General features: G+C 70.8%; 24 protein-coding genes. 13 read left to right on the top strand and 11 right to left on the bottom strand.

Annotated elements, in window-relative coordinates:
* Positions 1 to 37: 37 nt before the first annotated feature.
* The gene (locus tag I3V78_RS30535; protein ID WP_239576775.1) at positions 38 to 2,197 is read left to right on the top strand and encodes an FUSC family protein; all 2,160 of its coding nucleotides are present in this window, start codon (positions 38 to 40) and stop codon (positions 2,195 to 2,197) included.
* Positions 2,198 to 2,219: 22 nt separating this feature from the next.
* On the opposite strand, the gene I3V78_RS30530 is transcribed toward I3V78_RS30535, so the two are convergent.
* The 8 genes from I3V78_RS30530 to I3V78_RS30495 all read right to left on the bottom strand — a co-directional run bounded on the left by I3V78_RS30530 (position 2,220) and on the right by I3V78_RS30495 (position 11,883).
* The gene (locus tag I3V78_RS30530) at positions 2,220 to 2,936 is read right to left on the bottom strand and encodes a hypothetical protein (RefSeq protein WP_204492933.1); all 717 of its coding nucleotides are present in this window, start codon (positions 2,934 to 2,936) and stop codon (positions 2,220 to 2,222) included.
* Positions 2,930 to 3,991, bottom strand: a complete 1,062-nt coding sequence (locus I3V78_RS30525; RefSeq protein ID WP_204492931.1) for a pilus assembly protein — start codon at positions 3,989 to 3,991, stop codon at positions 2,930 to 2,932. Before I3V78_RS30525 ends, I3V78_RS30530 begins: the two co-directional genes overlap by 7 nt.
* Complete coding sequence (locus I3V78_RS30520) at positions 3,991 to 5,490, bottom strand: pilus assembly protein TadG-related protein (protein ID WP_204492929.1); 1,500 nt, start codon at positions 5,488 to 5,490, stop codon at positions 3,991 to 3,993. The genes I3V78_RS30525 and I3V78_RS30520 overlap by 1 nt, the downstream gene beginning before the upstream one ends.
* On the bottom strand, positions 5,487 to 6,242 hold the full coding sequence (locus tag I3V78_RS30515) for a TadE/TadG family type IV pilus assembly protein (protein ID WP_204492927.1): 756 nt from the start codon (positions 6,240 to 6,242) through the stop codon (positions 5,487 to 5,489). The genes I3V78_RS30520 and I3V78_RS30515 overlap by 4 nt, the downstream gene beginning before the upstream one ends.
* 146 nt (positions 6,243 to 6,388) lie before the next feature.
* The gene (locus tag I3V78_RS30510; RefSeq protein ID WP_204492925.1) at positions 6,389 to 8,266 is read right to left on the bottom strand and encodes a MutS-related protein; all 1,878 of its coding nucleotides are present in this window, start codon (positions 8,264 to 8,266) and stop codon (positions 6,389 to 6,391) included.
* 159 nt (positions 8,267 to 8,425) lie between these two features.
* Complete coding sequence (mrpC, locus tag I3V78_RS30505) at positions 8,426 to 9,172, bottom strand: Crp/Fnr family transcriptional regulator MrpC (protein WP_095980383.1); 747 nt, start codon at positions 9,170 to 9,172, stop codon at positions 8,426 to 8,428.
* Positions 9,173 to 9,445: 273 nt separating this feature from the next.
* Entirely contained in the window at positions 9,446 to 10,879 is a 1,434-nt protein-coding gene (locus I3V78_RS30500) for a sigma-54-dependent transcriptional regulator (protein WP_204492922.1), read from the bottom strand.
* 5 nt (positions 10,880 to 10,884) lie between these two features.
* Positions 10,885 to 11,883 carry a sensor histidine kinase gene (locus I3V78_RS30495; RefSeq protein WP_204492920.1) on the bottom strand — a complete coding sequence of 333 codons (999 nt, stop codon included), beginning with the start codon at positions 11,881 to 11,883 and terminating at the stop codon, positions 10,885 to 10,887.
* Positions 11,884 to 12,138: 255 nt separating this feature from the next.
* Here I3V78_RS30495 and I3V78_RS30490 point away from each other — a divergent pair, with 255 nt between their 5' ends.
* From I3V78_RS30490 to I3V78_RS30445, 10 genes are all read left to right on the top strand, one after another.
* Complete coding sequence (locus I3V78_RS30490; RefSeq protein ID WP_095980385.1) at positions 12,139 to 12,405, top strand: hypothetical protein; 267 nt, start codon at positions 12,139 to 12,141, stop codon at positions 12,403 to 12,405.
* A gap of 139 nt (positions 12,406 to 12,544) precedes the next feature.
* Positions 12,545 to 13,573, top strand: coding sequence for an SPFH domain-containing protein (locus tag I3V78_RS30485; RefSeq protein ID WP_204492917.1), 1,029 nt, complete (start codon positions 12,545 to 12,547; stop codon positions 13,571 to 13,573).
* A complete protein-coding gene (locus I3V78_RS30480) occupies positions 13,570 to 14,475 on the top strand; it encodes an SPFH domain-containing protein (protein WP_204492915.1) in 906 nt (301 codons plus the stop codon). The genes I3V78_RS30485 and I3V78_RS30480 overlap by 4 nt, the downstream gene beginning before the upstream one ends.
* Positions 14,476 to 14,669: 194 nt before the next feature.
* Positions 14,670 to 16,928: a di-heme oxidoreductase family protein gene (locus I3V78_RS30475; RefSeq protein ID WP_204492913.1), complete on the top strand. Its 2,259-nt coding sequence runs from the start codon at positions 14,670 to 14,672 to the stop codon at positions 16,926 to 16,928.
* Positions 16,929 to 17,083: 155 nt separating this feature from the next.
* Positions 17,084 to 17,509 carry an MGMT family protein gene (locus tag I3V78_RS30470; protein ID WP_204492910.1) on the top strand — a complete coding sequence of 142 codons (426 nt, stop codon included), beginning with the start codon at positions 17,084 to 17,086 and terminating at the stop codon, positions 17,507 to 17,509.
* A 40-nt stretch (positions 17,510 to 17,549) separates the two neighbouring features.
* Complete coding sequence (locus I3V78_RS30465; RefSeq protein ID WP_204492907.1) at positions 17,550 to 18,917, top strand: amidohydrolase family protein; 1,368 nt, start codon at positions 17,550 to 17,552, stop codon at positions 18,915 to 18,917.
* Entirely contained in the window at positions 18,914 to 19,894 is a 981-nt protein-coding gene (locus I3V78_RS30460; protein ID WP_204492904.1) for a class I SAM-dependent rRNA methyltransferase, read from the top strand. The genes I3V78_RS30465 and I3V78_RS30460 overlap by 4 nt, the downstream gene beginning before the upstream one ends.
* A 125-nt stretch (positions 19,895 to 20,019) precedes the next feature.
* Complete coding sequence (locus I3V78_RS30455) at positions 20,020 to 21,138, top strand: serine/threonine protein kinase (protein WP_204496856.1); 1,119 nt, start codon at positions 20,020 to 20,022, stop codon at positions 21,136 to 21,138.
* A 1-nt stretch (position 21,139) separates the two neighbouring features.
* Positions 21,140 to 21,931: a tRNA pseudouridine(38-40) synthase TruA gene (gene truA, locus I3V78_RS30450; protein ID WP_204492901.1), complete on the top strand. Its 792-nt coding sequence runs from the start codon at positions 21,140 to 21,142 to the stop codon at positions 21,929 to 21,931.
* A gap of 49 nt (positions 21,932 to 21,980) precedes the next feature.
* Complete coding sequence (locus tag I3V78_RS30445; protein ID WP_204492896.1) at positions 21,981 to 22,676, top strand: hypothetical protein; 696 nt, start codon at positions 21,981 to 21,983, stop codon at positions 22,674 to 22,676.
* Positions 22,677 to 22,678: 2 nt separating this feature from the next.
* Here the strand turns inward: I3V78_RS30445 and I3V78_RS30440 are convergent, their stop codons facing one another.
* The gene (locus I3V78_RS30440; RefSeq protein WP_204492891.1) at positions 22,679 to 23,047 is read right to left on the bottom strand and encodes an SUI1 family translation initiation factor; all 369 of its coding nucleotides are present in this window, start codon (positions 23,045 to 23,047) and stop codon (positions 22,679 to 22,681) included.
* Positions 23,048 to 23,222: 175 nt separating this feature from the next.
* On the opposite strand from I3V78_RS30440, the gene I3V78_RS30435 reads away from it, so the two are divergent.
* Together I3V78_RS30435 and I3V78_RS30430 are read left to right on the top strand one after the other, a co-directional pair.
* A complete protein-coding gene (locus tag I3V78_RS30435) occupies positions 23,223 to 23,360 on the top strand; it encodes a hypothetical protein (RefSeq protein ID WP_204492886.1) in 138 nt (45 codons plus the stop codon).
* Positions 23,357 to 24,091: a helix-turn-helix domain-containing protein gene (locus tag I3V78_RS30430; RefSeq protein WP_204492883.1), complete on the top strand. Its 735-nt coding sequence runs from the start codon at positions 23,357 to 23,359 to the stop codon at positions 24,089 to 24,091. Before I3V78_RS30435 ends, I3V78_RS30430 begins: the two co-directional genes overlap by 4 nt.
* Positions 24,092 to 24,176: 85 nt before the next feature.
* Here the strand turns inward: I3V78_RS30430 and I3V78_RS30425 are convergent, their stop codons facing one another.
* Positions 24,177 to 24,662: a hypothetical protein gene (locus tag I3V78_RS30425; RefSeq protein ID WP_239576773.1), complete on the bottom strand. Its 486-nt coding sequence runs from the start codon at positions 24,660 to 24,662 to the stop codon at positions 24,177 to 24,179.
* Between the two features lie 207 nt (positions 24,663 to 24,869).
* Positions 24,870 to 26,519, bottom strand: coding sequence for a hypothetical protein (locus I3V78_RS30420; protein WP_204492880.1), 1,650 nt, complete (start codon positions 26,517 to 26,519; stop codon positions 24,870 to 24,872).
* Positions 26,520 to 26,585: the final 66 nt, after the last annotated feature.

Below are 26,585 nucleotides of genomic sequence, written 5' to 3'. Positions count from 1 at the left end.
CCTCGGGTAGTGTGCCCTCCCGTGGGAGGGCAGGCTGATGCGGCGGCTGGTCGAGCACGCGAAGGAAGTGGTCCGTTTCGCTCCGGTGCGACCGGCCGTCATGGCCGGCATCCGCGCGGCGATCGCGACCGTGCTGCCGCTGGTCATGGCCCAGGCGCTGCATTTGCCCGGCGGCCTGTGGCTGTGCCTGGGCGGCTTCAATGCCTCCTTCGCGGACAAGGGCGGCTCGTACCGGGCCCGGGCCTCGAGCATGGGGGCGGGGCTGTGCATGGGCGCGGTGGCGGCCTTCCTGGGCGCGGTGGCCGGGCAGGAGGCGGCCCTGTCCATCGCCGTGGCGCTCGTCTGGGTGACGGCCTGCTCGTTCGGCGGGGTGTACGGGGCGGCGGCGAGCGTGGTGGGCAACACCGCGTCCAGTGCCTTCATCGTCTCCCTCGCCCTGCCGGTGCACTCCTGGGCCGAGGCCTTCCAGCGCGGGGGCCTGCTGGCGCTCGGCGCGCTCTGGGCCATGTTCCTGTCGCTCGTGCTCTGGCCCATCCGGCCCTATGGCCCGTCCCGGCTGGCCGTGGCCGGGGGCTTCCGGGCGGTGGAGGCGTACGCGGGCGAGGTGGCCCGGCTCTTCGCCCGGGGCGCGTCCGCGGAGGCATGGCAGGAGCAGATCCTCCTGCACCACGCGCGCATCCGCGAGACGCTGGAGGTGGCGGGCAGCACGCTCGCCGCCACGCGCCGGGGCCGGGGCGAGAGCGAGCGCGGTGAGCAATTGCTCGTGCTGCTGCAGATCGCCGAGGTGATGTTCAGCACGGTGATCGCCCTGGGGGACGTGCTGGAGAGCCAGCGCAGCGAGGCGCGCGCGCATCCGGAGTGGGAGCGGGTGGACGCCGCGCTCGGCACCTTCTGCCTGGAGTTGCAGCGGCTCGCGCGGGGCGTGGAGCGCGAGGGCCGGGTGCGCGAGCCGTCCGCGCTGGACTGGGGCGCGCCGACGCCCGACGCGGCGCGGTCGTTGGAGTGGGAGTGGGAGCCGGGGGAGCGCGCGGCGCTCGGCTACGCGTGGCGGCTGGTGTCGCGGCTGCGGGGCTTCGTGGAGGCCGCGTCGAAGACGGAGACGCGCCTGGCGGGGGAGCCCCTGGCGAGTCCGAGCCCGCCGCCCTCGTGGGCGCAACAGGTGCTCGGCCCCGTGCGGGACAACCTGTCCATGGGCTCGCTCGTGTTCCGGCACGCGCTGCGCGTGGGTTTGACGACGACAGTGGCGGTGGCGGTGTCCCTGGCGTTCATCCCGAGCCACGGCTACTGGGTGACCATCACCGTGCTCACCATCCTGCAGCCCTATACCGGGGCCACGTTCCTCCGGGGTCTGCAGCGCGTGGGAGGCACGGTGGTGGGGGGGCTGCTCGCCGCGGGGCTCGCCACGAGCCTGAACACGCCCGCGGAGCTGATGCCGTTCGTGTTCGTCACGGTGGCCATCAGCATCGCCATCATCCCGCTCAACTACGGGCTCTACACCGTCTTCCTCACGCTCACCTTCGTGCTGCTCGCGGAGTTCGAGTCCGGGGACTTCACCCTGGCGCGCGTCCGGGTGCTCAACACGCTGATGGGGGGAGGGCTCGCGCTGGCGGGGATGTGGCTGTTGTGGGAGCGCCCGGAGCGCGAGCTGCTGCCGGAGCAGCTCGCCGCGGCCCTGCGCGCCAACCGGGAGCACTTCCTGCTGGCGCTGTCGGAGCGGGTGGGCCCGGCCTCCCCGCCGTCCGAGTCGCACTTCTCCGAGGCGCGGCGCAAGATTGGCCTGGCGACGCTCAACGCCGAGGCGTCCTTCCTGCGGCTCATGTCCGAGCCCCGGCGGCGCGCCGAGCCCATCGAGCCGGTGATGACGTTGCTGGCCTACCTGCGGCGCTTCGCCGCGGCGGTCATCTCCGTGGCCGCCTCGCCGGCGGACGGGGTGTCCCGGGAGAGCCGCGTCCAGGTGGAGCGCTTCGGCGACTCGGCGGCGCTGGTGCTGGAGGACCTGGCCGAGGCGGTGCACCGGGGCCGCGCGCCCTCGCCGCTGCCGGACCTGGACGGACTCCTGCCCGTCCCGGAGCAGGAGCCCCTGCTCCGGCTGCAACTGGAGCGGGTGGCGCGGCGCATCGGGGTGCTGCACGGGGCCGTGTCCCGCCGCGTCGCCCAGACGCCGCTGGAGCGGCCCGCCGCGCCCGAGACGCCGTAGAGACCGCTCCGAGGGGCTTGCCTCAGGGGCTGTCGAGCGAGGTGCCGACCGCGGAGGTCTCGAGGAAGAGCATCACCGAGGTGGCGCCCTTGTCGGGCCTGAGGGACAGGCGCACCTGGCGCGTGTCGCGGTGGAAGATGCCGGGCGATTCCTCCTGGTACCCGGCCTGGGTGAGCGCGTCGCGGTACCAGGCGCGGACGGTGTCCTCCGAGGCGGGGGCCCGGTAGGCGTAGGTCTTCGCCCCCTCGAAGTCACCCTGCAGCAGGTTCGTGGCGCCGGGGTACAGGGGCACCGTGGGGGCGCCCTGGGGCGGCTTGAAGTCCCCCATGCGCGCCTCGCCGAGCACCACCGTGGTGAGGCCCGCGCCCGCGGGCTCGAGGATGACGGTGTAGGCGGTGAGCGTGCGGGTATCCAGCGCGGTGAGGTGCGGCTGGCGCATGACCCGGGGCGGCCTGGCCTGGATGTAGTAGCCGGCTTCGTCGAAGGCGGTGGCGAAGGACTGCAGCAGGAAGGGGATGGTCTCCTTGGACGTGTAGACCTCGAGACGGATGGGGATGCCACCCACGTCCATCTGGCCGGGCACGTCCACCTGCGACACCACACCCGGCACGTTCCAGCGGAAGGGCGCGGGCGCGGGCGCGGCGGGCGCGGCGGGAGGCGGCGCCGCCTTGGGCGCGGGCACGGCCTTGGGGGCGGGCGCGGCCCCCAGGAGGTGGAGCGCCAGCAGGCAGCTCAGCACTTGTTGAGCCCCAGGAAGCAGCGGTTGGACTTGCGGCGCAGCGCGGGCTTGTGCTCCACGCCGCCCGTGTTGCGGGGCCGGTCGACCATGTCCAGGGCCTCACCGGCGGGCGTGTCCCGCTCGATGTAGTTGTCCTCCTCGCCCCGGTAGCTCATGAAGAAGCCGCCCTCGTCGATGGGGCTGTAGCCCACGAAGAACTGGGCGAAGCGGCTGGCGTCGCGGCTGGCCGCGCGGCGGTTGTTGTCGTAGATCTTCTTCGCCGCGTAATAGAAGGAGCGGTTGCTGCCGCACGGCTGATCCGGACGCTCGGGCTGCAGGGGGCAGTTGCCGCTCACCTGGGTGTCGGCGAACGCGAAGTCGCCGAGCAGCACGCCATAGCGCCCCTGGCACTCCTCGCCCGCCCGGGGGCGGCCCACGGCGCACACCTTCATGCGCAGCTTCTTGGCGTGGGCCTCGCTGAAGAAGCCCCGCCGGCCCTCCAGGAAGCTCACGGGCAGGGCGGGCAGCGACTCGACCCGGGCCTCGGCCGTGCAGGCGACGCCGCCCATGTTCTCGTACACGCCGTTGAGTACGCTCTCGTTGGACGCGCCCGGCGTGGTGCCCGGGGCCACGCCGCCAAAGTCCCCCTTCACCGCGGAGAGCATCGAGGGCGGCGCGCCGCGCGGCAGGTCGAACTCGATCCGGTTCTCGCGCCGGCACTCCACCTTCATCCCCTCGATGCGGGTGAAGAGGTGGGACAGGGCGGGGTTGCCCCCGGGGGTGGAGGAGCGCCCGTCGAAGTCGCGGTAGCGCCCGTTGGCATCGAGCTCCACCTGCATCGGGATGCCCGGGAAGGTGTCGTAGTTGGCGATCTTCGAGGGGTTGTCCGTCATGCGGTGCACGCGCAGGGCGGTGGCGTCCCACAGGGGCGACACGGCGGCCTCGTGCACCTTGATGGGCAGGTAGCCCAGCTCGGCGAAGTGGATGCCGAACATGAGCACCGTGACGAAGACGATGAGGCTCAGGGTCAGCTCGACGATGGACTGGCCCCGGCGGGCGCGCGGAAGGGAAGTCATCAGTGCACGCCCCGGTAGCCGTTGCGGATGAGCTGCTGGAAGGCCTCGGCCGCGTGGCCGCCGATGGTGGCGGGGATGTCGCCGCCGCCGTAGCGCAGGTCGCCCTGGCGGTCGACGTCCGCGGACACCAGCGTGGCGCGCCAGAAGGGGTTCCAGAGGTTGGGCGGCTCGTTCCAGTGGCCGCGCCGGTGGTAGTAGGCCATGCCCGTGGCGAGCGTGGACTGCACGCCCACGTTGAGGCCGCTCGCGGTGGTCAGGCCGTTGTTGTCGAACGACGCCGAGCCCTGCTTGCCCAGGTGGAAGTTGAAGCTCAGGTTCCACGGATCGCTGTTGCGGCCGCGCAGGTTGTAGTCGCGCCGCACGAGCGAGAAGAGCTTGGGCTGGGCCCAGTTGTTCTCGTCCGAGTGGTCCCCGGTGTTGTAGGCGATGCCGCCGATGAAGGTGTTGGGGCAGTAGCGCGGATCATCGCAGGGCACGAGCGTGTGCCGGTACTGCTTCTCCATGCCGGGATCCTCGCTGCCCGAGCCGGGGATGACGGGGAACCAGGCGTGGTCGTCGCTGAAGTCGTTGGCGTCGGTGGCGCGCACGTAGGCCCGGGCGGAGATGGGCCGCGTGGGCGGACAGCCCGGGAAGGTGACCACCACCGAGCCGTGATCCTCGGCATAGGAGAAGTAGGTGCCGTCCGCGCGGCCGCCGTGGCCGGCGTTGAGCCCGTAGGAGCTCTTGCTCCAGTAGGCGCTGCCGCCGCTGTTGAGCACGGTGATGGTGCCGCCCGCGGCCGCCAGGGCCCCGAGCACGCCGCTCGCGGCGCCCACGGGCCCCGCGCCCTGGCGGTTGGTGATGAAGCCGTAGCCGCGCGAGGCCATGGCCATGTCCAGGCCGAAGTCGTTGCCGCCGAGCGCCTGGTCCACCTCGCGCACGGACACGGGCGTGGCGCCCGCGTGCAGCTCCTTGGGGAAGCGGCTGCCCTTGCTCGCCATCTGGGTGAGCTGGGTGGTGAAGGATTTGTCCCCGCCGCTCACCGAGTCCTTGAGTCGGCCGAGGATCTCGTTCTGCATGCCCGCCAGGTGGATGGCCAGCAGCTGGATGTTCAAGGTCTGCACGCCGGCGCTCGCGTCCATCTCGTCCCACTTCAGGCCGATGGCCGCGTTGGTGTTCTCCAGGGCCTGGAGCGCCGCGGCGGCCTGGGGGCAGCCCGCGGCGGCGATCTGCGCGGCGTTGAGGTTGGCGCGCATCATGGTCGTCCAGCTCACCAGGCTCATGCTCGCGGTCATGGCCACCATGTGGCCCGTCTCGGCGCGGCGCAGCAGGGAGATGGTGTTGAAGGTGCGCGCGGCGGCCACGGCGCTGCTGTAGGCGGCCAGGTCCGCCACGCTCTGGGCCTCCATCTTCTCGCGCACCCGCAGGTTGAAGGAGAGCGTGATGAAGACCATCAGCACGAGCAGCAGCAGCGTGAGCGCGAACAGGACGAGCGCCTGTCCTCGGGAACGGCGGTTCATAGCCCCTCCGGGGTGGGCTCGCAGTTCTGCGTGCGGAAGAGGGTGCGGCGCGCGGGCGTCATCATGCGCATGCTGTAGGAGGCCTGGAGCGGGAAGACGTACTCGCGGCGCCTGGAGCGGCTCACGAGCTCCTGGGCGATCGCCGCGTCGAAGCGGGCGCCCGAGCGCTCGTTCCAGTGGGCCGTCTCGGTGAGCAGGAGCGGGTTGTGGGCGGTGTAGTTGCGCAGGCCCCAGCGCGCCAGGAACATGCGGTTGAGCACCCAATTGGCGAACGGGATGCGCATGGGGAACCAGAAGATGAGGCGCGACTCCAGGCGCATCACGTCGCGCACGCTGGTGTAGCGCGCCGGATCATCGAAGGACTCCTCCTCGTCGTTGCGGATGTCCTGGCGCAGGGGCCGCTCGCGGGTGAGCCACACGATGGGGCCCGTGTGCCCGGAGCCGTGGTGCTGGTTGTCGTTGTGGCGGCCAAAGGCCCGCCCGAGCGCCTCCGGGGTGTCGGTCCGGGCGAAGGTGGGCAGCAGCGCGGCGATGGCCGCGTGGGTCATGGCCTGGCAGTCCCCGTGCTTGACGCTGCCGGTGCGCACGGCGCGAAAGGCCGCGTACTCGGTCAGCGTGCGCGCCTGCAGCAGGAGGAAGAACTGCAGCGTCCCCAGGATGAGGAAGATCGTCAGTGGAAGCGTGAGCGCCGCCTCCACCGCCGCCTGGCCGGACTGGGGGTCGTCCGTGGGGGGGGTCTTCATCCTCAACATGGCTGCATACTTTCATCCATTTTGAACCGGGATGCCACCGGTCAAAGGTGTTGATCCTGCTTTCCCGTTCTTCCGGAGCATGAGAGTGGACGAAGAGGCAACACGACGCCATCCGTTAGGTGGACGCGGCCGGACGATTTCCGGAGTCAGGCGTGGGGGGCACCCGGCTCGGGGGGGACGTCCTCCACGGGCACCCCCGCCATCTTGAGCACGCGCAGGGCATTGGTGGTGTCCACCACGCCGGGGCGCAGACGGTAGTCGAAAACCATCTTCCCGTCCTCCAGGTGGTCGCGGAAGTGCATGTTCACCACCCGGCCCGCGTGCTCCTCGGCCAGGCTCGCGAGCGACAGGTCGTGCGTTGTCACCCCGCCGCTGGCGCCCGTGGCGAGCAGCAGGCGCAGCACCTCGCGCGAGGCGATCTGCCGCTCGCGGGTGTTGGTGCCGAGCAGGATTTCATCCAGGAGGAAGAGCGCCTGGCCCCGGGCGGCCTCGGCCGCGTCCAGCACGGCCTTGATGCGCTGAACCTCGGCGTAGAAGTAGGACACGCCCCGCTCCAGGGAGTCCTTGACCCGCATGCTGGTGAGCACGTGCAGGGGGGACAGGGTGAAGGCCCGAGCGCACACCGGCGCCCCCGCCAGGGCGAGCACGCAGTTGAGCCCGAGCGCGCGCAGCAGCGTGGTCTTCCCCGACATGTTGGAGCCGGTGAGGATGAGCGCGCAGCCCGGGCCCGGCAGCGCCACGTCGTTGGGCACCGGCGCGTCCAGCAGCGGGTGGCCCACGCCCCGGGCATGGACCTGGGGGCCGCTGTCCACCAGCTCCGGCCAGAGGAAGTCGGGGCGATCATGCGCGAGCCCCGCCAGGCACGAGAGCGCCTCGAGCTCCGCGAGCGCCTCGAACCAGCCGCGCACCTGGGCGCCGTGCTGCTCGCGCCAGCGCTCCAGGGCGAACAGCGCGTGCACGTCCCACAAGGTGAACAAATGGACCACCGGGTGGAACTGGTGCCGTTTGAACTCCACGAAGGAGTACAGGAAGCTGAAGCGCTTGAGCCGGGCGGACACGGTCTCGCGCGCCTCGGGCTGCAGGCCGGACTGGATGCGGCGCAGCTCGGGGTGCTCGAAACGTTCACGCTCCACGCGCTCGAAGAGCGGGGCGTAGCGCACGAAGCCGCGCTCCCCGGCGCTCATCAGCTCCTCCATGGCCCGGAGCGGCGGCTTGGTGAGCACCACCACCGCGAGCTGGGCGAGCAGGCCGCCCCACCACAGGGGGCGGGGGAGGGCGCCCAGCTGCCCGAGCACGAAGAGCGTGAGGGTGAGCAGGGGCAGCACCACCGCCACCGGGCGCGCCCAGCGGATGCCCGTGAGCGAGGGGCCGCTCTCCGCCCACTGGATGAAGAGGCCCGGGTCCGCCTTCTCCTTGGCCACGGCGCGCGCCTCCACGCACACGTCCTGGCGCAGGTCCACGCGCGGCAGCAGCTCGCGCGCGGCCGCCTGGCGGGTGCGCACCTGGGCCACGTCCGCGGGCTGGGACAACCACGCCGCCAGCCGCTCCTCGCCGGCGCGGGTGGCCGTCTCGTTCATGAGCTGGAAGACGCTGCCCTGGCCGAAGACGTCCAGGTCCGCCGCGTACAGGTGCGTGCCCACGAGGAAGCGCTCCCCGCGCTCGGCGAACTCGTGCCAGCCCCGGCCCAGCCGCGCCAGGCCCCGCGTGTTGAGCTGCACGTACTGGCGCTGCCGCTCCTCGCGCAGGAACACCTGGTGGTGCAGCACCGCGAGCGCGATGTAGGTGACGAGCGCCGCCCCCACCGCCCACCAGCCCGTGCGGGGCAGCCGACCGAACATGACGGCGAGCGCCACCCCCGCCCCGGCGAGGAACACCACGGCGCGCAGGTTGGCGTAGCGGGCGCTGAGCGCGTCGAGCCGCTGCAGCTCGGCCTCGGCGGTGGCGCGGCGCTCGGTGTAGGTGAGCTGCGGGGTGAGGTTCGGGGTCGCGGCGTCGGGGGACGGAGTGGTCACGGGCCCGCGCATGCTGGGTCGCCCACGCGCGAGGGGCAAGCCCGGAGACATCCCGAAGGGCCAAAAGATGGCCGGAAAATGAAGAACCCCGGCGCCCAATCCGTGAAGACGGGGGCTCTCCGGGGTCTCGACGTGCCGCCCACGGCGGGGGCGGCGACCGCTCGTGGGGGACTACTTCTCCTTGGAGGCCAGCTTGCGCAGCGCCTTCTGGTCACGGATGCAGAGGATGCGGCCCACGTTGCCGAGCACGCCGTCGCGCTTCATCTCGTTGATGAGCGTGGAGACGAAGGAGCGCGAGGCGCCCACCAGGTCCGCCAGGTCCTGCTGGGTGATGCCGCGCAGGTCCGTCTCGCCGCCGTGCGGGCAGCGCTCGCCGTGGGCCTCGGCCAGGGTGAGCAGGGTGTCCGCCAGACGGGCCGGCACTTCCTTGAAGGTCAGGCCCAGCACGCGCTTGCGCAGGGCGCGCACGCGCTCGGCATAGGCGCGCACCACGTCCACCGCCAGGGCGGGACGCGCCTCCAGCTGGGCGCGGAAGTCACGGCCCTCGATGCTCCACACCTCGGCCTCGCCGCTGGCGATGGCCATCTCCTCCACCGGGGTGCCCTCGGGGCGGAACAGCTCGCCGAACAGATCGCCGGGGCGCAGGATGCTCACCACCGAGCGCGAGCTGTTCTTGCCCAGGCGCATCAGCCGCACGCGGCCGCTCTTGAGCAGGTACACCCGGTCCGTCGTGTCGCCGGGGCGGTAGATGACCGAGTTGTGCGGGAAGGACTCGACCTTGAAGTAACCCTTGAAGTCGATCGCCTCCTGGCCGGGGACCAGCTTGTTGGCGGTCACGAGCATGCCGGAGCTGGTGGTCTGGATGGGGGCGACGACGTTGGAACCGATGGGACCGAGGGGGCGATTGAAACCGTGCATGGCGGGCACTCCTGCAGGCGGTTGAAAGTGGGGTTGCTGTGCTGCGAACGGAACAGTCCCTTTCCAAGCTTTGTGCCAACCCGAACGTTGTTCCCAAGTCCTGAAAAAGCCTGCGATGACGCCTACTTAGCGAAGCGGCTTCACGTTCTCGGCCCGCGATTGTCCAGAACCTGAAACAGAACGTTCAAACAGTCTGATCAACTTGAACGTTTCGTTCAATCCCCGACCCCGGTTGTCGGAGGGGTGACACTGTCCACCAGCGCGCCTTTGCACTCAGGGCTGATGATCTTGTCGGACACCGTACTTCTGCAGCTTGCGCTCCAGGGTGGGACGACTGATTCCCAATATCTGACACGTCTTGCCCTTGTGTCCCTTGGTGACGTTCAGGGTGTGCTGGATGAGCAGCCGCTCGGCCTCCTCCAGGGTAGGGATGTGGTTGATGTCGGCGATGGGGGAGGCGAGGAAGGCGGGCAGCAGGGCGCCGCCCGGGGCGTGGGCCGCGGACGCGCCGGGCTCGGGAGGGGCGGGCTCCAGCGCGGGCAGGTTCTCCGACAGGAGCACCTCGCCCGGGGCGAGCACCACCGCGCGCGTGAGCACGTTCTCCAGCTCGCGCACGTTGCCGCGCCAGGGCAGGCGCGTGAGGTGGGCGAGCACCTCGGGGGGCACCCGGGTGACGCGCTTGTGCACCTTCTCGTTGATGCGCTCGAGCAGGTGGTGCACCAGCGGGGGGATGTCGTCGCGGCGCTCGCGCAGCGGGGGCAGTTGCAGGGTGATGACCTTGAGGCGCTGCCAGAGGTCCTCGCGGAAGCGGCTGGTGGCCACCTCCTCGTGCAGGTTCCGGTGGGTGGCGGCGATGACCCGCGCGCGCAGCTTGATCCGCTTGACGCCGCCCACGCGCTCGAACTCGCGCTCCTGCAAGACGCGCAGGAGCTTGGCCTGGAGCATGAGCGACATGTCGCCGATCTCGTCCAGGAAGATGGTGCCGTCCTCGGCCAGCTCGAACTTGCCGGGCTTCACGGCGCTCGCGCCGGTGAAGGCGCCCTTCTCGTGGCCGAACAGCTCGCTCTCCAGGAGCGTGTCCACGATGGCCGAGCAGTTGATGCCGATGAAGGGCTTCACCTCGTCATAGGAGTAGTTGTGGATGACGCGGGCGATGAGCTCCTTGCCGGTGCCGCTCTCGCCGTGGATGAGCACGGTGGCGTGGCTGCCGGCCACCTTGCCGATCTCCTTGACGAGCTGCTGCATGAGGGGACTGGTCCCCACGATGTCGCCCAGGCGCGCCGCGGCGCTCTCCACGTTCATGGTGGCGGCGCGGCGCGACAGCTGGCGGTACTCCAGGGCGCGCGCCACCACGATGTCCAGGGCCGCCAGGTCCGCGAAGGGCTTGTGGATGTAATCGAAGGCCCCCGCCTTCATGGCCCGGATGGTGGTCTCCATGTCGTGGAAGGCCGTCACCAGGATGATGCGCGCGTCGCCGCACAGGTCCTTCATCTCCTCGATGATGTCCAGGCCCGTGCGGTCCGGCAGCTTCATGTCGAGGATGACCACGCTGGGCATGCTCTCCTGCGCCAGCCTGAGCCCCTCGGACGCGCGCGTCGCGGTCACCACCTGGTAGCGCGGTTCTCCGTCCTGCTCGATGTCCTCGAAGTGCATCTTCAAGGACTCCAGCAGCGACAGGTCGTCATCGACGATGAGCAGCGTCTCCATGGGCCTCAAACGACAAACGTGAGCGTGAACACCGTGCCCGCCTCGGCGCCCGTGTCGGGGTCCGGACCGGACTCGGACCGGGCGACGACCTCGCCGCCCTGGTGCACCAGCACGCGGCGCAGCGCCGCCAGGGACAGGCCCGTGCCCCGGGCCAGACTGGACGCGAAGGGCTCGAAGAGCGAGGCGGACTCCTGTTCGCTCAACGTGCCCGAGGGATCCCGCCAACTCAAGGAGACCCGGCCCGGGGGCTCGGGCCGCAGCGTCACCACCACCTGTCCGCCCTGGGCCTGGCTCATGGCCAGGTTGAGCAGCACCTGGGCGAGCACCGGCCGCAGCCGGTTGGTGTCCATGCGCACCCGGGGCACGTCCGCGGCCTCGTCCACGCGCACCGTCACGCCGCGCTCGGTCAACTCCGGGGCCACCATCGCCATCGCCTCCTCCACCAGGGTGCGCGGCGCGTGGGGCTCCAGGGTGGGGGTGCTGTCGCGGGCATACTCCGACAGGAGCCAGAGCATGCGCTCCAGGGTGCGCACCTCGCGGTTGGCGATGGTCAACCGGCGCTGGTCACGCTCGGACAGGCCCGTGTTGCGCGCGAGCGTCTGCACCGCCATCTTCACGGAACTCAAGGGGTTGCGCAGCTCGTGGCTCAGCTGGGACGCCAGGCCCGACAACTGCACCGGCGGGGCGTGGCGCAGCAGGGCGCGCAGGTCCAACACCACCGCCGTGGCCTCGCCCGCCTCCAGTCCGAGCGCGAAGCGCAGGGGCACGGGATCCTCCGGCCCGAGCACGCCGGACAGGAACTCCACGGCCCGCTCGTCCCGCCGGGCCAGGGTGTCCAGCCGCCGCGCGTGCTCGGCGCTCGTGCCCAGGACCGTCTCCAGCGGCCGATCCAGGATTTGCGCGGCGGGACGTCGCAGCACCCGCTCGCAGTCCCCCGTCACGCGTGTCACGCGCAGTTGGGGAGACCAGGAGAGCTGAATCGCTTGCAACAGGTCGAGGGTCATGGGCAGAGGGGGACCATAACGGGTCACCTGGGCGGATGTCCCACCTGTTGGTGACGGGGTTCTCCTATAGAATCCGATACTTGGCGCTCCGCCCCCCGGGCGGGCCCGGGGCCTCGGCCCGGATCCGGGCTCCGGAAATTCCGGCGAAGTGCGATCATCCTCCCGATGACGGATGGAGCCCGGAAGGGGACCCAGGTAGCTTGCGAATCGTTGGTGGTGACCACCCCGGGTCGCCATCCCCCCAGGAGGCCGCACATGTCCGCTCTGAAGAACCAGAAGAAGCTCGCGAAGCGCCGTGGTCAGGGTATGACGGAGTACATCATCATCGTGGCCCTGATCGCCATCGCGGCGATCGGCGTCATCACCCTCTTCGGCAACAACATCCGCCGCCTGTTCGGCGCCTCGGCCGACGCGCTGGCCGGCGAGACCAACGTCGACCCGGGTGCGAAGACCGCCACCAAGACGGTCAAGGAGAAGGGCCTCAAGGACTTCTCCAAGAACAACAAGGAGTCCGGCGGGTAGTCGTCGGGTCCACACCCGACACACCGTTGGATCTGCTGCACCGAGGGCGGTTCTCTCCGAGAGGAGGGGCCGCCCTTCGCATTTGCGGGCCAGAATGGCCGCGAGCCCGCGGCCTGGGGCGCTTTCTGGAGGAGGGGACATGGAGTTGCTGCGAATCCTGGGCCTGGACGCCCTGGACCTGATCGGGGGCCTGGGACTGGGCGCGATGGCCTGGGTGGGGGTCCGATGTGTGCTCACCGGCTTCTTCACCGTGGATCAGAGCGAGCGGGCGGTGAAGGTCCGCCTGGGGCGGGCCGTGCGGCGGGTGGGAGAGCCGACCACACGCGAGGGCCCGGTGAGCGAGGGCCTGGCCCGCACGGACGAGGATCGCTACGTCTACCCTCAACTGGAGGTCATCCCGCCGGGGGGCCCGTACTTCAAGTGGCCGTGGGAGCGGGTGGTCAAGGTGTCGGTGGCCACCCAGACGCTGAGCATGGCGTACGACCCCGAGTCGCCGCACGCCAACCAGGACGGCACGGTGCTGGACGCGGTGACCAAGGATCAGCTCAACACGGGGCTGACGGGGCAACTGCGCTACCGGGTGTCCGAGCAGAACCTCTACGCGTACCTCTTCGGGGTGAAGAACCCCATCGCGCACGTGATGGGCTACTTCATCTCCATCCTGCGCGAGCGCATCGCGAGCTTCGAGGCGCCGCCGCCGCCCGTGGTGGAGGGCACGCTGGAGGCGGTGGAGGTGTCGGTCGTCTCGGGCGTCTCCATCAATGATTTGCGCAAGAACCTGCGCGACCTCAACGAGCACATGGACCGCGAGTGCCGGGGGAGCCTGTCTCGCTACGGCATCGTGCTGGACGCCTCGCTCATCACCGGCATCGATCCGCCGCCCGAGGTGGACTCGGCGCTCGCGGCCATCAACACGGCGCACAACCACGTCTCCTCGGAGCTGAGCCTCGCGCAGGCGGGGGCGGATCAGAAGATCGTCCAGTCGCGCCGGGCGGTGGAGATCGAGACCCTCAAGGCCGAGGCGGAGGTGGAGCCGCTGGTGGCCATGGCCCAGCAGCTCACGCTGCTCAAGGAGAGTGGCCCCGGGGCGCTCCGGGCCTACGTGCGCAACATCCGCCTGGGCCTGTTCTCCAAGGCGAGCCAGGTGGTGTTGGGGGTGAAGCCATGACGAGCCTGATGGTGGGCGCGGTGCTGGGCTTCATGGCCATGGGGATGGGCGTGCCCCTGCTGCTCGCCCTGGCGCGGCTCTTCGGCGTGTACGCCGTGGTGGAGGAGCGCACCTGCCGGGTCTACGTCTTCCTGGGCCGGGTGGTGGCGGTGCTCGACGAGCCGGGTCTGCACCTGTTGTGGGCCCGGCTCGGGTGGAAGGCGCTGCTGGTCAACTGGGTGGGCCGCTGCCATGTGATCGATCTGCGGTTGGATCAGCAGTACCTGCGCAGCCTGGCGGTGAACTCCGAGGAGGGCGCGCCCATGGGCATTGGCATCTGGTACGAGATGTCCATCTCCGACCCGCTCAAGTACCTGTTCGAGAACGCGGACCCGAGGGGCTCGCTCGCGGCCAACGTGAGCAATGCCACCGTGCGCTGCCTGTCCAACATGAAGCTGGGTCGGATGCTGGAGAGCCGCCACGGCATGAGCCGCACCGTGCGCGCCGAGGTGTCCCCCATGTCCCACGCCTATGGCTATCAGCTCGGCTCGGTCTACATCCGCAAGGTGCATTTCCGTGACGCGGGAATGATCCACCAGATCGAGGAGAAGGTGGTCAACCGGTTGCGGCAGGTGACGTCCGCCATCCGCCAGGACGGGGCCAATCAGGTGAGCATCCTCACGAGCTCCGCGGACCGGCAGGCCGCCATCGCGTTCGCCAAGGCGGCGGCCCTGCGCCCGCGGATCGTCGGCGCCGCGCTGCAGCGCATCGCCCAGGATCCCGAGGTCTCCACGGCCATGTTCGAGCTGCTCGAGGTGCAGCGGCTCCAGGAGGGCTCGGCCCGGGTGACGCTGGTGCCCGAGGCCCAGAAGGACGAATTGCTCGTGCAACTGCTGGCGTCCACGCCGCCCTCGCGGGGCTAGCGCGCGGGGACGACAGGCATTGATGCGCCGCGGCGTGGCGCGGCATGCGCTCGTCAGGCATTCAACAGAGAACGCTGGGATTCCTGTTCAGCGAGGGTTTCCTACTTTTTCTGATTCTGAGATGGATTGTGCCGGGGGGTTCCGCCACACTCGAAACTGGAGTGCGCAGAACCCCCTACCTCACGAGACAACCCATGTTCAGCAGATCCACCGGAATGGCCGCCGCGATGTTGGTGGCGGGCCTCCTGGCGGGCGATGGATGGGCCGCCGTCGACGGCGTGCAGCCTTCCACCTCCTCCGCCCTCTTCTACGTCAACACCACGTCCTGGGCCGACATTCACTACAAGGTGAACAACGGCGGCCAGATCAACCTGCGCATGGCGGTCCAGAATGGCCGCAATGAGTACTCGGTGGGCAACCTCGTGAGGGGCGACACCATCGACTACAACTTCACGTACTGGGACATCTCCTGTAACTGTGCCCGCGACACCACGCTGACGCGCTACACACACGGCGGCACGTCGACGACGCCGGACTCGGGCACCCCGGATTCGGGCACCCCGGACTCGGGCACCACCCCGGACTCGGGCACCCCCCCCAGCCTGGGCCCCATCGTGCCGCTGTACAACAGCTCCACGGCGCTCGAGCCCGCGCTGACGGAGAACACCACCAAGGCCCTCATCACCCGCGTGGGTGGCCGCGTGCGCGACCGTCACGCCCGCGAGTCCCAGTACCAGGCGTATGACCACTACCTGGCCCTGTACTTCACCAACCGCACCTTCTGGGTGGAGGTCGTCGACGAGGTGGCCAAGGGCGGCAACCAGATCACGGTCAACCTGCACACCGTCTACCCGTTCGACGGGCCGGACTTCCGCGCCTTCTTCCGCGGCATCAACACGGTGGCCGAGTACTGGCACAACGCGCGCTTCACCAAGGTGAACGACTACCTGCACACCTCCACGGTCACCTACAACGCCAAGGAAGGTCGCGCCATCCGCGTGGGCGACCGCATGGAGATCGAGATCGGCGTGTTCCTCAAGCAGCCCGTGGAGGGCCGCTGGAACTACTACTCGGACGTGTGGCTGTACATGGTGGGCAGCACCGGCATGGTGCCCTTCGAGACCCAGGGCTCGCTGCGCGACTCCTTCCCCCTGCCCGAGGCGGGGTGGAGCGGTGGTCGCGGCACGCTGAACTATCCCTTCTCCGACGAGCCCGGCAGTCGCTTCAAGCAGATGGTGCTCAACATGGCGCCGGTCAACGCGCAGCCCTTCGTCGAGGGCCGCCGCGTCCACCACACCAACTTCCGCGATGGCACCCACTCCGAGTCGGGCAACCCCGTCTTCTCCGAGCAGGTGAACAAGCTGGGGCCCAACTACATCGAGGTCTCGTGCATCGCCTGCCACGTGAGCAACGGCCGCGCGCTGCCGCCCGCCGTCAACACCTCGCTGACCAAGAGCGTGGTCAAGGTGGGCCGGGTCAGTGGCACCACCGTGACGCCGGACCCCGCGCTGGGCTCCAAGCTGCAGCCGCGCTCCACCAGCGGCACCCCCGAGGCCGACGTGCGCATCACCCAGTGGACGACCACCAGCGGCACCTACGCGGACGGCACGTCCTACCAGCTGCGCAAGCCCAGCTACGGCTTCAGCAACGTGGTCCCCACGAACTTCTCCGTGCGCATCACCCCGCAGCTCATCGGCATGGGTCTGCTCGAGGCCCTTCCCGAGAGCACCATCGCCGCCCTGGCGGACCCGGATGACGCCAACAAGGACGGCATCTCCGGCCGCATGCAGACGGTGATCGATCCCGTGACGAAGCAGACGCGCCTGGGCCGCTTCGGCTGGAAGGGCAGCGCCTCCAGCGTGCGCCACCAGGTGGCCGATGCCTTCAACGGCGACATGGGCGTCACCTCGTCCCTGTTCAAGACCCTGGACTGCGGCTCGTCGCAGCAGGGCTGCTCGGGCTCGAGCACGGAGCTGAGCGATCAGGACCTGGACAAGATCGAGCGCTACATCTCGCTGCTGGGCGTGCCGGCGCGGCGCGACCTCAATGACACCCAGGCCCTGCGCGGCGAGACGCTCTTCCAGAGCGCGGGCTGCGCCAAGTGCCACACCACGACCATGACCACCAGCGCCTTCCACCCCAAGGCGGAGCTGCGCAGCCAGAAGATCTACGCCTACACGGACCTGCTGCTGCACGACATGGGCACGGGCCTGGCGGACAACCTGCCGGACGGCATCGCCTCGGGCTCCGAGTGGCGCACCCCGCCGCTGTGGAGCGTGGGCCTGACGCCGGCCGTGAGCGGTGGCGAGGCCTACCTGCACGACGGCCGCGCCCGCACCCTGGAGGAGGCCATCCTCTGGCACGGCGGCGAGGGCCAGGCGGCCCAGCAGTCCTTCGTGAAGATGTCCTCCAGCGACCGGGCGGCGCTCATCCGCTTCCTCAAGTCGATCTGACGCGGGACTGAAGTCCCCGCGCGCCTCCCTCGGGTGATGAGAGGGGGGCGCGCGCCCCACCTGACGTGTCGGGTGGGGGACCCGACGGCGGACGTCGTACTGACTTCCCAGGTCCCGTCCTCTGAGGTAGGAGGGGACATCTGACTGGAGAAGACATGTCCACCACCGTCACCATCACCATGCAGGAGCGCCGACACTTCGAGCGCATCTACCAGGTCGTCGAGCAGGTCCCGCCCGGCCAGGTGTCCACCTACGGAGACATCGCGGTCATCGTCGGGGGCGGCTGCGACGCGCGCCTCGTCGGGCTCGCCATGGGAGACCTGGGTCCCCGCACCTCCCAGGTGCCCTGGCAGCGCATCCTCAACCGCTCGGGCGGCATCAGCACCCCGGAAGGCGTGGGCCAGCGCGAGCTGCTCCGGGCCGAGGGCGTCGAGTTCGACGACAAGGGCAAGGCGCTGCTCGAGCGCTTCCGCTGGGCGGGCCCCTCCCCGGAATGGGCGACGAAGCACGGCTACAGCCTGCTTCCGGCTCGTGGCACCTCCAAGGAAGACGAGGACAAGTCGCAGCTGCGCTTGTTCTGAGCCGTTCCGGGAGTAGGGACGTGTCTATACTGGCGCCCCCATGGAAGGCCGCCTCGTCCTCAAGAATTGTTCCATCTTCCGCGCGGATGGCCGTGGCCGCGCGGGCATGGCCGTCGTCGTCGAGGGGGGGTTGATCCGTCAGGTCGCCCCCGACGAACAGGTCCCCGTGCTGCCCGGGGACTGGGAAGTGTCCTGCCGGGGGCGGCTCGTGATGCCCGGGCTGGTGGACTGTCACTCCCACCTGGTGGGGGACCTGCTCATGCCGTCCTCCGGCGAGCTGCTGCTCCACCCGCCGCACGTGCGCTTCGATCACGAGCGCGTACTGGCCGCCGCGCTCACGCTCGAGGACGTGGAGGTGCTGGCCTGCCATGCCATGGCGCGCGCGCTGCGCTCGGGCATCACCCTGGCGGTGGACCACCTGTCGTGTCCGGGGAACGTGGCGGGCGCCCTGGAGGTCATGGCGCGCGCGGCGGACCGGCTGGGCATGCGGCTGGTGGCGAGCCACGCCACGCATGTGTTGGACGGGGAGGCGCTCTCGCTCGCCCAGGCCGAGGCCAACGCCGACTTCGTGCTCCGGCAGCAGTCCCACCCCCGGGTGCGCGGCGCCCTGGGCTTCCATGCCTCGTGGACGGGCAGTGACGCGCTGCTCGGGATGTTGGGCCGCCTGCGCGAGGAGAAGGGCTTTCCGCTCGTCTTCCACCTGTCCGAGGGCGACCACGATCTGGCCATGACGTGGTCCACCTACGGCAAGCGCGTGGTGCCGCGCATGGAGTCCTTCGGCCTGCTCGGGCCGCTGTCGGTGGCCGGCTTCGCGCGCTCGGTGGACGACGCCGAGTCCATCCGCCTGGCGCAGTCGGGCACCTGCGTGGCGCTCGGCCCCAAGACGGCGCTGCTCGTGGAGCCCAGTGGCCGTGCCCTGGAGACGCTCTACGGCCGGCAGAACCTCATCGGCCTGGGCAGCGCCGGGCACGGCAACCTCTGGGACGCCATGACCTCCACGCTCGTCACCGCCGTGGGCGCGGCGCGCGGCTCGCGGCTGGTGGATCCGGACGGCGTGGTGGCCCAGGTGTGCGCGGACGGCCCCGCGGAGCTGTGCTCGCGGCTGTTCGGCGTGCCCTCCGGCTCGGTGGAGGAGGGGCGGCTCGCGGACCTGGTGGTGTACGACTGCGTCCCGGCGCTGGACATGGTCAGCGGGCAGGCGCCGTACCTCTTCGGGCAGCTCACGCGCTCGCGCGTGGCGTGGACCATCGTGGACGGGCGCGTCACCGTGCGCGAGGGCCAGTTGCTCGGCGTGGACGAGCTGGCGCTGGCGCGCGAGGCCTCGCGGGTCCTGTCCCGGCTGTGGGCCCAGACCCGCCCGCCCGAGTCCGAGGAGGTCCACCTGCTCGCGCAGGAGCGCCGGGCATGAGCGGCGCGCGCTGGGTGGAGGCCCTGCGGCGGGCCCGGGAGCGGCGGGCCCCGCTGCGGGAGGAGCCCCGGACCACGGCCTACCGGCTCGTGAATGGCGCGCCGGACGGGGTGCCGGACGTGACGGTGGACCTCTTCGAGTCCCTGCACGTGGTGAGCCTCTACCGGGACTTCTCCGCCGACGAGGAGCGGGACCTGCTGGAGGCGATGGACGCGGCGTGGGCGCCCACGAGCGTGTACCTCAAGCGCCGGCCCCGCGAGGCGCGGCACCTGGCCAACGTGGCCCGGGAGGCGCTCGCCCCCGAGGAGGCCATGCGGGGCGCGCCGGTGGAGTCGCTGGTGGCGCGGGAGAACGGGTGGCGCTTCCTCATCCGCCCGGCGCAGGGGCTGTCGGTGGGGTTGTACCTGGACATGCGCGACACGCGGGCGTGGCTGGCGGAGCAGGCGCGGGGCCTCTCGGTGCTCAACCTCTTCTCGTACACCTGCGGGTTCGGCGTGGCGGCGCGGGCGGGGGGGGCGCGGCGGGTGCTCAACCTGGACGCGAGCCGGCGCGTGCTGGATTGGGGCGAGGAAAACGCGCGCCTCAACGCGCAGGACGTGGACCGCTACGACTATGTCGCGGGGGACGTGTTCGACTGGCTCGAGCGCCTGGCGCGCAAGGGCGAGACGTTCGACGTGGTGGTGGCGGACCCGCCCTCGTTCGCCACCACGCGCACCAGCCGCTTCTCGGCGGCGCGGGACTACGCCTCCCTGGCGGAGGCCTGCGCGCGGGTGGTGGCGCCGGGCGGGCGGCTGGTGGCGTGCTGCAACCTGGCCACGCTGGCGCCGCGTCGCTTCGAGGCCCAGGTGACCGAGGGCGTGGCCCGGGCGGGCCGCCGGGGAGGGCCCTTCACGAGCCTGGGTCCCTCGCCGGTGGACTTCCCGGCGTCGGCGGAGCATCCGGCCGCCCTGAAGGTGCGGGTGCTGGAGCTGACGTGAGGCCCGGGTGACGAGTCTCGTGGCCGCGCGAGCCCCGAAGGCGCTATCCTGCCCGTCCCGTGCCCGCCGCCACCCCCGTGTCGTTTGGCCAGTACAAGCTGCTCGAGCGCCTCGCCGTGGGCGGGATGGCCGAGGTGTTCCTCGCCAGCCAGCCCGGTCCGGACGGCTTCGAGAAGCCCGTGGTCATCAAGCGCATCCGGCCCCACCTGTCCAAGCAGCCGGCCTTCGTGCGCATGTTCCTCAACGAGGCGCGGCTCGCCGCCCAGCTCAACCACCCCAACATCGTGCAGATCCACGACCTGGGGAAGGTCGGGGAGAGCTACTACATCGGCATGGAGTACCTCTTCGGCCGGGACACGCGCCGGGTGGTGCCCAAGGCCGAGTCGCTCGGCATCTCGTTCCCCATGGTGTACGCGCTCAAGCTCGCCTCGTCCGTGTGCGAGGGCCTTCACTACGCGCACGAGAAGGTGGACCTGTACGGCTCGCCGCTCAACATCGTGCACCGGGACGTGACGCCGGAGAACATCTTCGTGTGCTTCGACGGCACGGTGAAGGTGCTCGACTTCGGCATCGCCAAGGCGGCCAACCGCGCCGAGCAGACGACGCGCGCGGGGGAGCTGCGCGGCAAGCTCAGCTACCTGAGCCCCGAGCAGTGCCTGGGCAAGCCGGTGGACCGCCGCAGCGACCTGTTCTCCCTGGGCACGGTGCTCTACGAGTGGCTCACGGGCTTCAAGCTCTTCACCGGCGAGTCGGACGTGGCGGTGATGCGCAGCATCGTGGACGGCAAGGTGTACGCCCCCTCGTACTTCCGCGCGGACATCCCCGAGCCGGTGGAAGCCATCCTCATGAAGGCGCTGGAGCGCGACCGGGACAAGCGCTACGCCTCGGCCTGGCACTTCCAGCAGGACCTGGATCGCTTCCTCAACGCGTACGACTTCACCCCGACGAACCTGCACCTGTCCAACTTCCTCAAGCAGCTCTTCCTCGACGAGCTGGAGGAGGAGCAGCAGCGCATGCGGGCCCCCGCCGAGGGGTCCGCGTCCGCCCCGCCTCCGCCCACGTTGGACTTGGAGCTGCCCCCGGGCGAGCCGGAGGAGGGCGAGGCCCCGTCCGGCGAGCGCACCCACGCGGTGCCCGTGTCCGCCGCCCAGTACGAGGCGCTGGAGGCGCTGGCGAAGAAACACCAGGTCCCCGTGGCCCAGTTGGTGAGCGAGCTGCTCGCCCCCTGGCTCAAGTACCGCTGACATGCCTCGGATCAAACTGACGATCGCGTACCAGGGGACGCAGTACGTGGGCTGGCAGGTGCAGCCCAATGGCGTCTCCATCCAGGCCCGGTTGATGGACGCGGTGGAGGCGCTGCTCGGCGAGCGCGTCCCGGTGGAGGCCGCGGGCCGCACCGACGCGGGCGTCCACGCCACGGGGCAGGTGGTGTGTCTGAGCACCTCGCGCGAGCTGCCCCTCAAGGCGTACTGGCGGGGGCTCAACGGCCTGCTGCCCGAGGACATCGCCGTGGTGCGCGCCGAGCAGGTGCCCGAGGCGTTCGACCCGCGCCGCTGGTCACTCGGCAAGCGCTACCGCTACCAGGTGAGCAACCGGCCCTCGCGCTCGCCGCTGCTGCGCGCCACGCACTGGGAGGTGTTCGCGCCGCTGGACGTGGAGGCCCTGCGACAGGGGGCCACGCACCTGCTGGGGCGGCATGACTTCTCCGCCTTCCGGGCCGCGGACTGCCAGGCGGCCCATGCCGTGCGGGAGGTGCGCCGGGTGGAGGTGGTGGGCGAGCGGGGCGGGGACGTGTCCATCACCGTGGAGGGCACGGCCTTCCTCAAGCACATGGTGCGCAACCTCGTGGGCACCCTGATGGAGGTGGGCAAGGGCCGCCGCCCTCCCGGGTGGGTGGCCGAGGTGCTCGCCGCGCGCGAGCGCAAGCGCGCCGGGCCGACCGCGCCCGCGCACGGCCTCCTCCTGGAGGAGGTCTTCTATGGAGAGGGCCCGCCTCCCCGTTCGCCCGGCGGCACGGCGGACGACGACACGGAGTGAAGGGCGGAAGTGGGTGCGCGGGGCGCGCCTGCGCTAGGCTCGCCCTCCCGTGACCTCCTCGAAGCCCCTATTCGAACCGCTGCGTCTGCGCCTCCGCCGTCTCCAGTTCACCGTGGGGCTCGGCTTTCTCGCCCTCATGCTGGGCTCCATCGTGAGCGTGGGCCTGTCCCAGCGGCTCGTGGGCCGCGTCCAGGCGCTGCCCTTCGAGTGGCTGCGCTTCGCCATCGGCCTGGGCGTGCAGAAGCTGTGGGTGCTCGGGATGCTGCCCCTGCTGTGCTACGGCGCCGCGCGCGTCATCGAGCTGCGCGCGCTGCCCACCGCCCTGGGCGCCGCGGCCTTCGGCCAGCTGTTCGTCCTCGCCCTGGAGTTCGTGCAGGACGGCGTCGACGGGTGGGTGGAGCGCGGGGTCGTCGCCTTCACGCTCGACTGGGCCGTGTTCGCCCTGGGGGTGTGGTTCAGCTACCTCGCGGTGCTGCGCGGCCGGGCCGCTTCCCGCACGCGGGACGCCGAGGTCGCCGCGCGAGCCTCGGTGCGCTCGGACGAGTACGCCCAGTTCCTGCGCGAGGCGGAGCGCGCGGGCGAGAAGATCGAGCGGTGCGACGAGGCCCAGGGCTCGTCCGGGCCCGCCCCGTCGGCCTCCGAGGCCCCGGCCTCGTCCGCTCCCGCCGAGGAGGCGCGCGCGCCGGCGTCCGAGCCGTCCGCGCCCACGGCGGAGCCGGACGCGCCCAAGACGCCCGCCGCCTGACGTCAGCCGTGGACCACGCGCTTGACGCCCCGGCGCAGGAGCAGGTTCGGCAGGCCGAAGCGCTGATCGCCCCGGAACACGAGCCGCTCGCCCTCCACGCCGCCCGGACACGCGAGGCCGCGCTGGAGGGCGTGGAGCCAGTCCCGGAGCTCCGGGGCCCCGAGCCCCAACCCCTCCACCACCGTGCGCGCCTCGCCCTGGGGCCCGGCCTCCAGCCGCAGCGTGACGCGCTCGGGGCCCTGGGCGGGTGGGGTGTCGGGAAAGTCCTCCGCGCGCCGCTCGGGCTTCGTGGTGGGCAGGGTGTCGCGCAGGGCCTGGAGCCGGGCGAAGGGGTGGGCACTGCCCGGAGGGGGGTTGTCCTTCTTCGCCATGGCGCGCGTCTCCACCATCGAGGGGCCTGGCGAGCCTACGCCAGGAGCGCCGCGGGAGTTCCACCGCTCGTCTGCCCCACATCCCGGCGGTTCGATTGACAGGGCATCCGCTAAAACGGATATTGCGTCCGTCACGTTGGACACGCATCGTTGTGTCACGGGAGATGCCCCATCCATGAATCACGCCGCTGAAGTCATCGATCTCCAGGAATTCCGCAAACGGCGCGAGCCCCGGCCGGTGTCGGCTGACGCACGCATGCCCATGCGCCTCTGGACGCCGGTGTGGGTGTGGGTCATGGTCTGGCCCACGTGAAATCCGTCCGAGAGAACACCCCGAGCGAGCCCGAGAGCACCGAGGCCCCCGCGCCGCGCGCGCCCAAGGGCCGCAAGCGCGAGACGAAGGCGGAGCCGCCGCCCGCCGCCGAGGCGCCGCCCTCCGAGGAGGAGTGGGCCTACGAGGTCGCGCACGCGGAGTCCTCGACCGACCTGGCGCCCATCGTGGGCCGCAACCTGCGCCGCCTGCGCACCCAGCGCGGGCTGTCCCTGGAGCGGCTCGCCAAGGCCTCCGGGGTGAGCCGGGCGATGCTCGGGCAGATCGAGCTGGGCCAGAGCGCGCCCACCATCAACGTCATCTGGAAGATCGCCCGGGCGCTGGGCATCCCGTTCTCGGCGCTCATCAGCACCACGGCCCAGAGCGGCACGCGGCTGATGCGCTCGCAGCAGTCCAAGCGGCTGTCCTCCCATGACGGCAGCTTCGTGTCGCGGGCCCTGTTCCCCTTCGACGAGCCCCGGCGCGTGGAGTTCTACGAGCTGCACCTGGCCGCGGGGGCCGTGGAGCAGGCGGACGCCCACCCTCCCGGGACGATGGAGAACCTGGTGGTGACGGCGGGCACGGTGGAGATCGACCGGGGCGACGAGCGCCATGTGCTCGAGGCCGGTGATGCCATCCTGTTCGAGGCGGACGTGGCCCACGTCTACCGCAACACGAGCGGCGTGGATGCCGTCATGTACCTGGTGATGACGTACGCGGAGACGGTGGGCTAGCGCCGTCCCCCGACCCCCTCGACGCGCGAGAGCCAGCGGACCCGCGGGGCGGGGCGCTGGCTCCGGGTGAGGCGCGGGACGCGGTCTACTTGGCGCCGCACATCATCATGGGCATGCCGTTGCACATCATCATCATCGGCATTCCCATGGCCATCATGGAGTTCATCGCCTCGCAGCAGTCCTTCATCATCTCCATCTGCGCGGCGTCCATGGGCATCATGCGGCACATCATGCCGTCCTTGCCCATCTCGCACGTCATCTTCGCCATCATGGGCATGCGCATCATCATGGGCATCATCATGGGCATGCCGCCCATCATGGGGTTCATGCCCATCATGGGATTCATCCCCATCATGGGCATGCCGCCCATCATGCCGCCCATCATCGGCATCTGATTCATGCCCATCATGGGCATGCCCATCATGCCGCCCATCATCGGCATCTGATTCATGCCCATCATCATGGGGTTCATCCCCATCATGCCGCCCATCATCGGCATCTGGTTCATGCCCATCATGGGGTTCATTCCAGGCTGCATCGGCATGTTGTTCATCTGGGACGCGGGCATCATGGTCGGCTCCTCGGGTGGCGGCGGGCGGGATACGGCTCCACGGGGCCCACGGTAGAGAGGCGCTCCTTCACAGACAATCCGGGGCGGTGTTTTCCTCCAGTGAAACGGAGACACCGCCCTGTCGGGCGGACGCAATGTGTCATGCAGCGAGCGGAGGGCGTGTGTCTGTGTATGCCCTCCGCCGCCGTGGTGGTGTGGATGTGCCCGTCAGCGGCAGCGGGGCTGGTCCACCGTGCCGGTGCTCGAGGCCACCAGCCGCAGGAACTCGTCCGGCGGCGGCTCGCTGCCGCGCTCCCAGAGCGAGGCCTCGGCCCAGCACTGCACCCAGCTCGGGCTCCACTCCGCGGGCAGGCTGGCGCAGGTGGCCCGGCGCGCCGCGCCGCGCATCTGCGTCTCGCGCTGCACCGCCGAGAAGACGTGCGGGGCGATCCGCGAGAGGAAGGCGTCCGAGTAGGCCTGGGCGGGCGGCACGTCCAGCGGATCCGCCGCGAGCCCCGCGGGCCGGAAGCCCACGTGCTCCGCGTCCGCGAACCGCAGCTCCCCGGACTCGCGCACCGGCAGTTGGGCGCTGGCGCTGTTGGTCTCCAGGGTGAACTGGAAGGGCGTGGTCCAGTGGTGCGTCAGCACCGGGTAGGTGAAGGTGTCGTACACGTCCTCGACCACGGTCTCCGGCGTGTTGTCCAGATCGCGGCCCGCCGCCTGACGCTCGCGCGCCCGGTTGTCGCGCTCGGTGAGCAGCCGCTTGGCGTCATCGCACGCCGTGCCCGACGGGGCCGGGTTCGGGCTCGGGTTCGGGGGCTTGCTCGGGCAGCCCACGCACGTGGCGTCATGGGCGTCCGGCTTGGCGCCCTTGCACTCGGCCTCCTTGGCGGCCAGGGCCTTCTCGGTGGCGCGCAGGGCGCGCTCGGTGCTGCCCACGCGCTCGCGGGCCTCGTCGTGGCGGGGGTTGCGCACCTGGCGCGTGCCGCTCACGTAGCGCAGGCTGTTGATCTCCTCGGACACCGTCTCCACGGCGCGCTGGATGAGCGCGTCCACGCGGATCTGCAGCGGCGCGGGCTGGCCGGGCAGGGTGCCGCTCTCCGCGCAGCGCGAGCCGAAGGGCAGGCCCGAGGCCAGGCTCAGGCACGGCGAGGCGAGCCCGTGGGCGACCTGCGCCGGGATGCGTCCGCCGAGCTCGGCCACGATGGGGATGGCGCTCTGGGAGAGGAAGCTGTCGCGCGCCTGCTGCACCTGGGCGTGGGTCGCCTCGGCGGGGGCCAGGCACTGCGCCGTGTTCCACAGCACGCTGGCGGCGCCCTCCGTGCCCTGCGCGCGCGCGGTGGTGGCGAGCGACGCGAAGCGCGAGGACAGGGTCAGGGCGCGCGAGGCGAGCAGCTCCTGGTAGGCGTTCACCGGCAGCTGGTGGCCGCGCGACTGGAGGCAGGCGAAGCCCGCCACCGCCGTGGCCACCTGGCCGTCGTCCTTCCACTGGGTGGCGCAGCGCTCGGCGTGCAGCTGGCCCGCCGCGGCGAGCTGGGCGTTGACCTCGGGGTGATCCGGCATCAGATCCCGCGCGTCGAGCAGGGGCGGCAGACACTGATCGAGGTCTCCCGCGGCACACGCCGGCCGGGAGTTCTGCAGGGCCTGATCCGTGGCCTTGACGGAGAAGACGGGCACGCGGCCACAGGCCTCGGCGTCATCGGGGGAGGCGCGGCAGGCATCCCGGTAGCTCCGGGCCGCGGTGAGGTTGTCACCCCGGAGCGCCGCGTCCTTGGCGCGGGCGAAGGCCTCGCGGTAGGCGGAATTACAGCCGCTGCTCACCAGCATGAGCGCGGCGAGGGAGGCGAATCGGGGCAGGGACGAAGGAGGCGAACGCATAAGGAGGGCAGGCGGGCAGGCGGGGAATGCCGCTGGGACGCACGCGGCGCGTCTCTATTCAGCCTC

Source organism: Archangium primigenium, from assembly GCF_016904885.1.
GTDB classification, from domain to species: domain Bacteria; phylum Myxococcota; class Myxococcia; order Myxococcales; family Myxococcaceae; genus Cystobacter; species Cystobacter primigenius.
The sequence above is the reverse complement of the archived record's forward strand: the minus strand, read 5'-3'. Positions and strand labels throughout refer to the sequence as shown.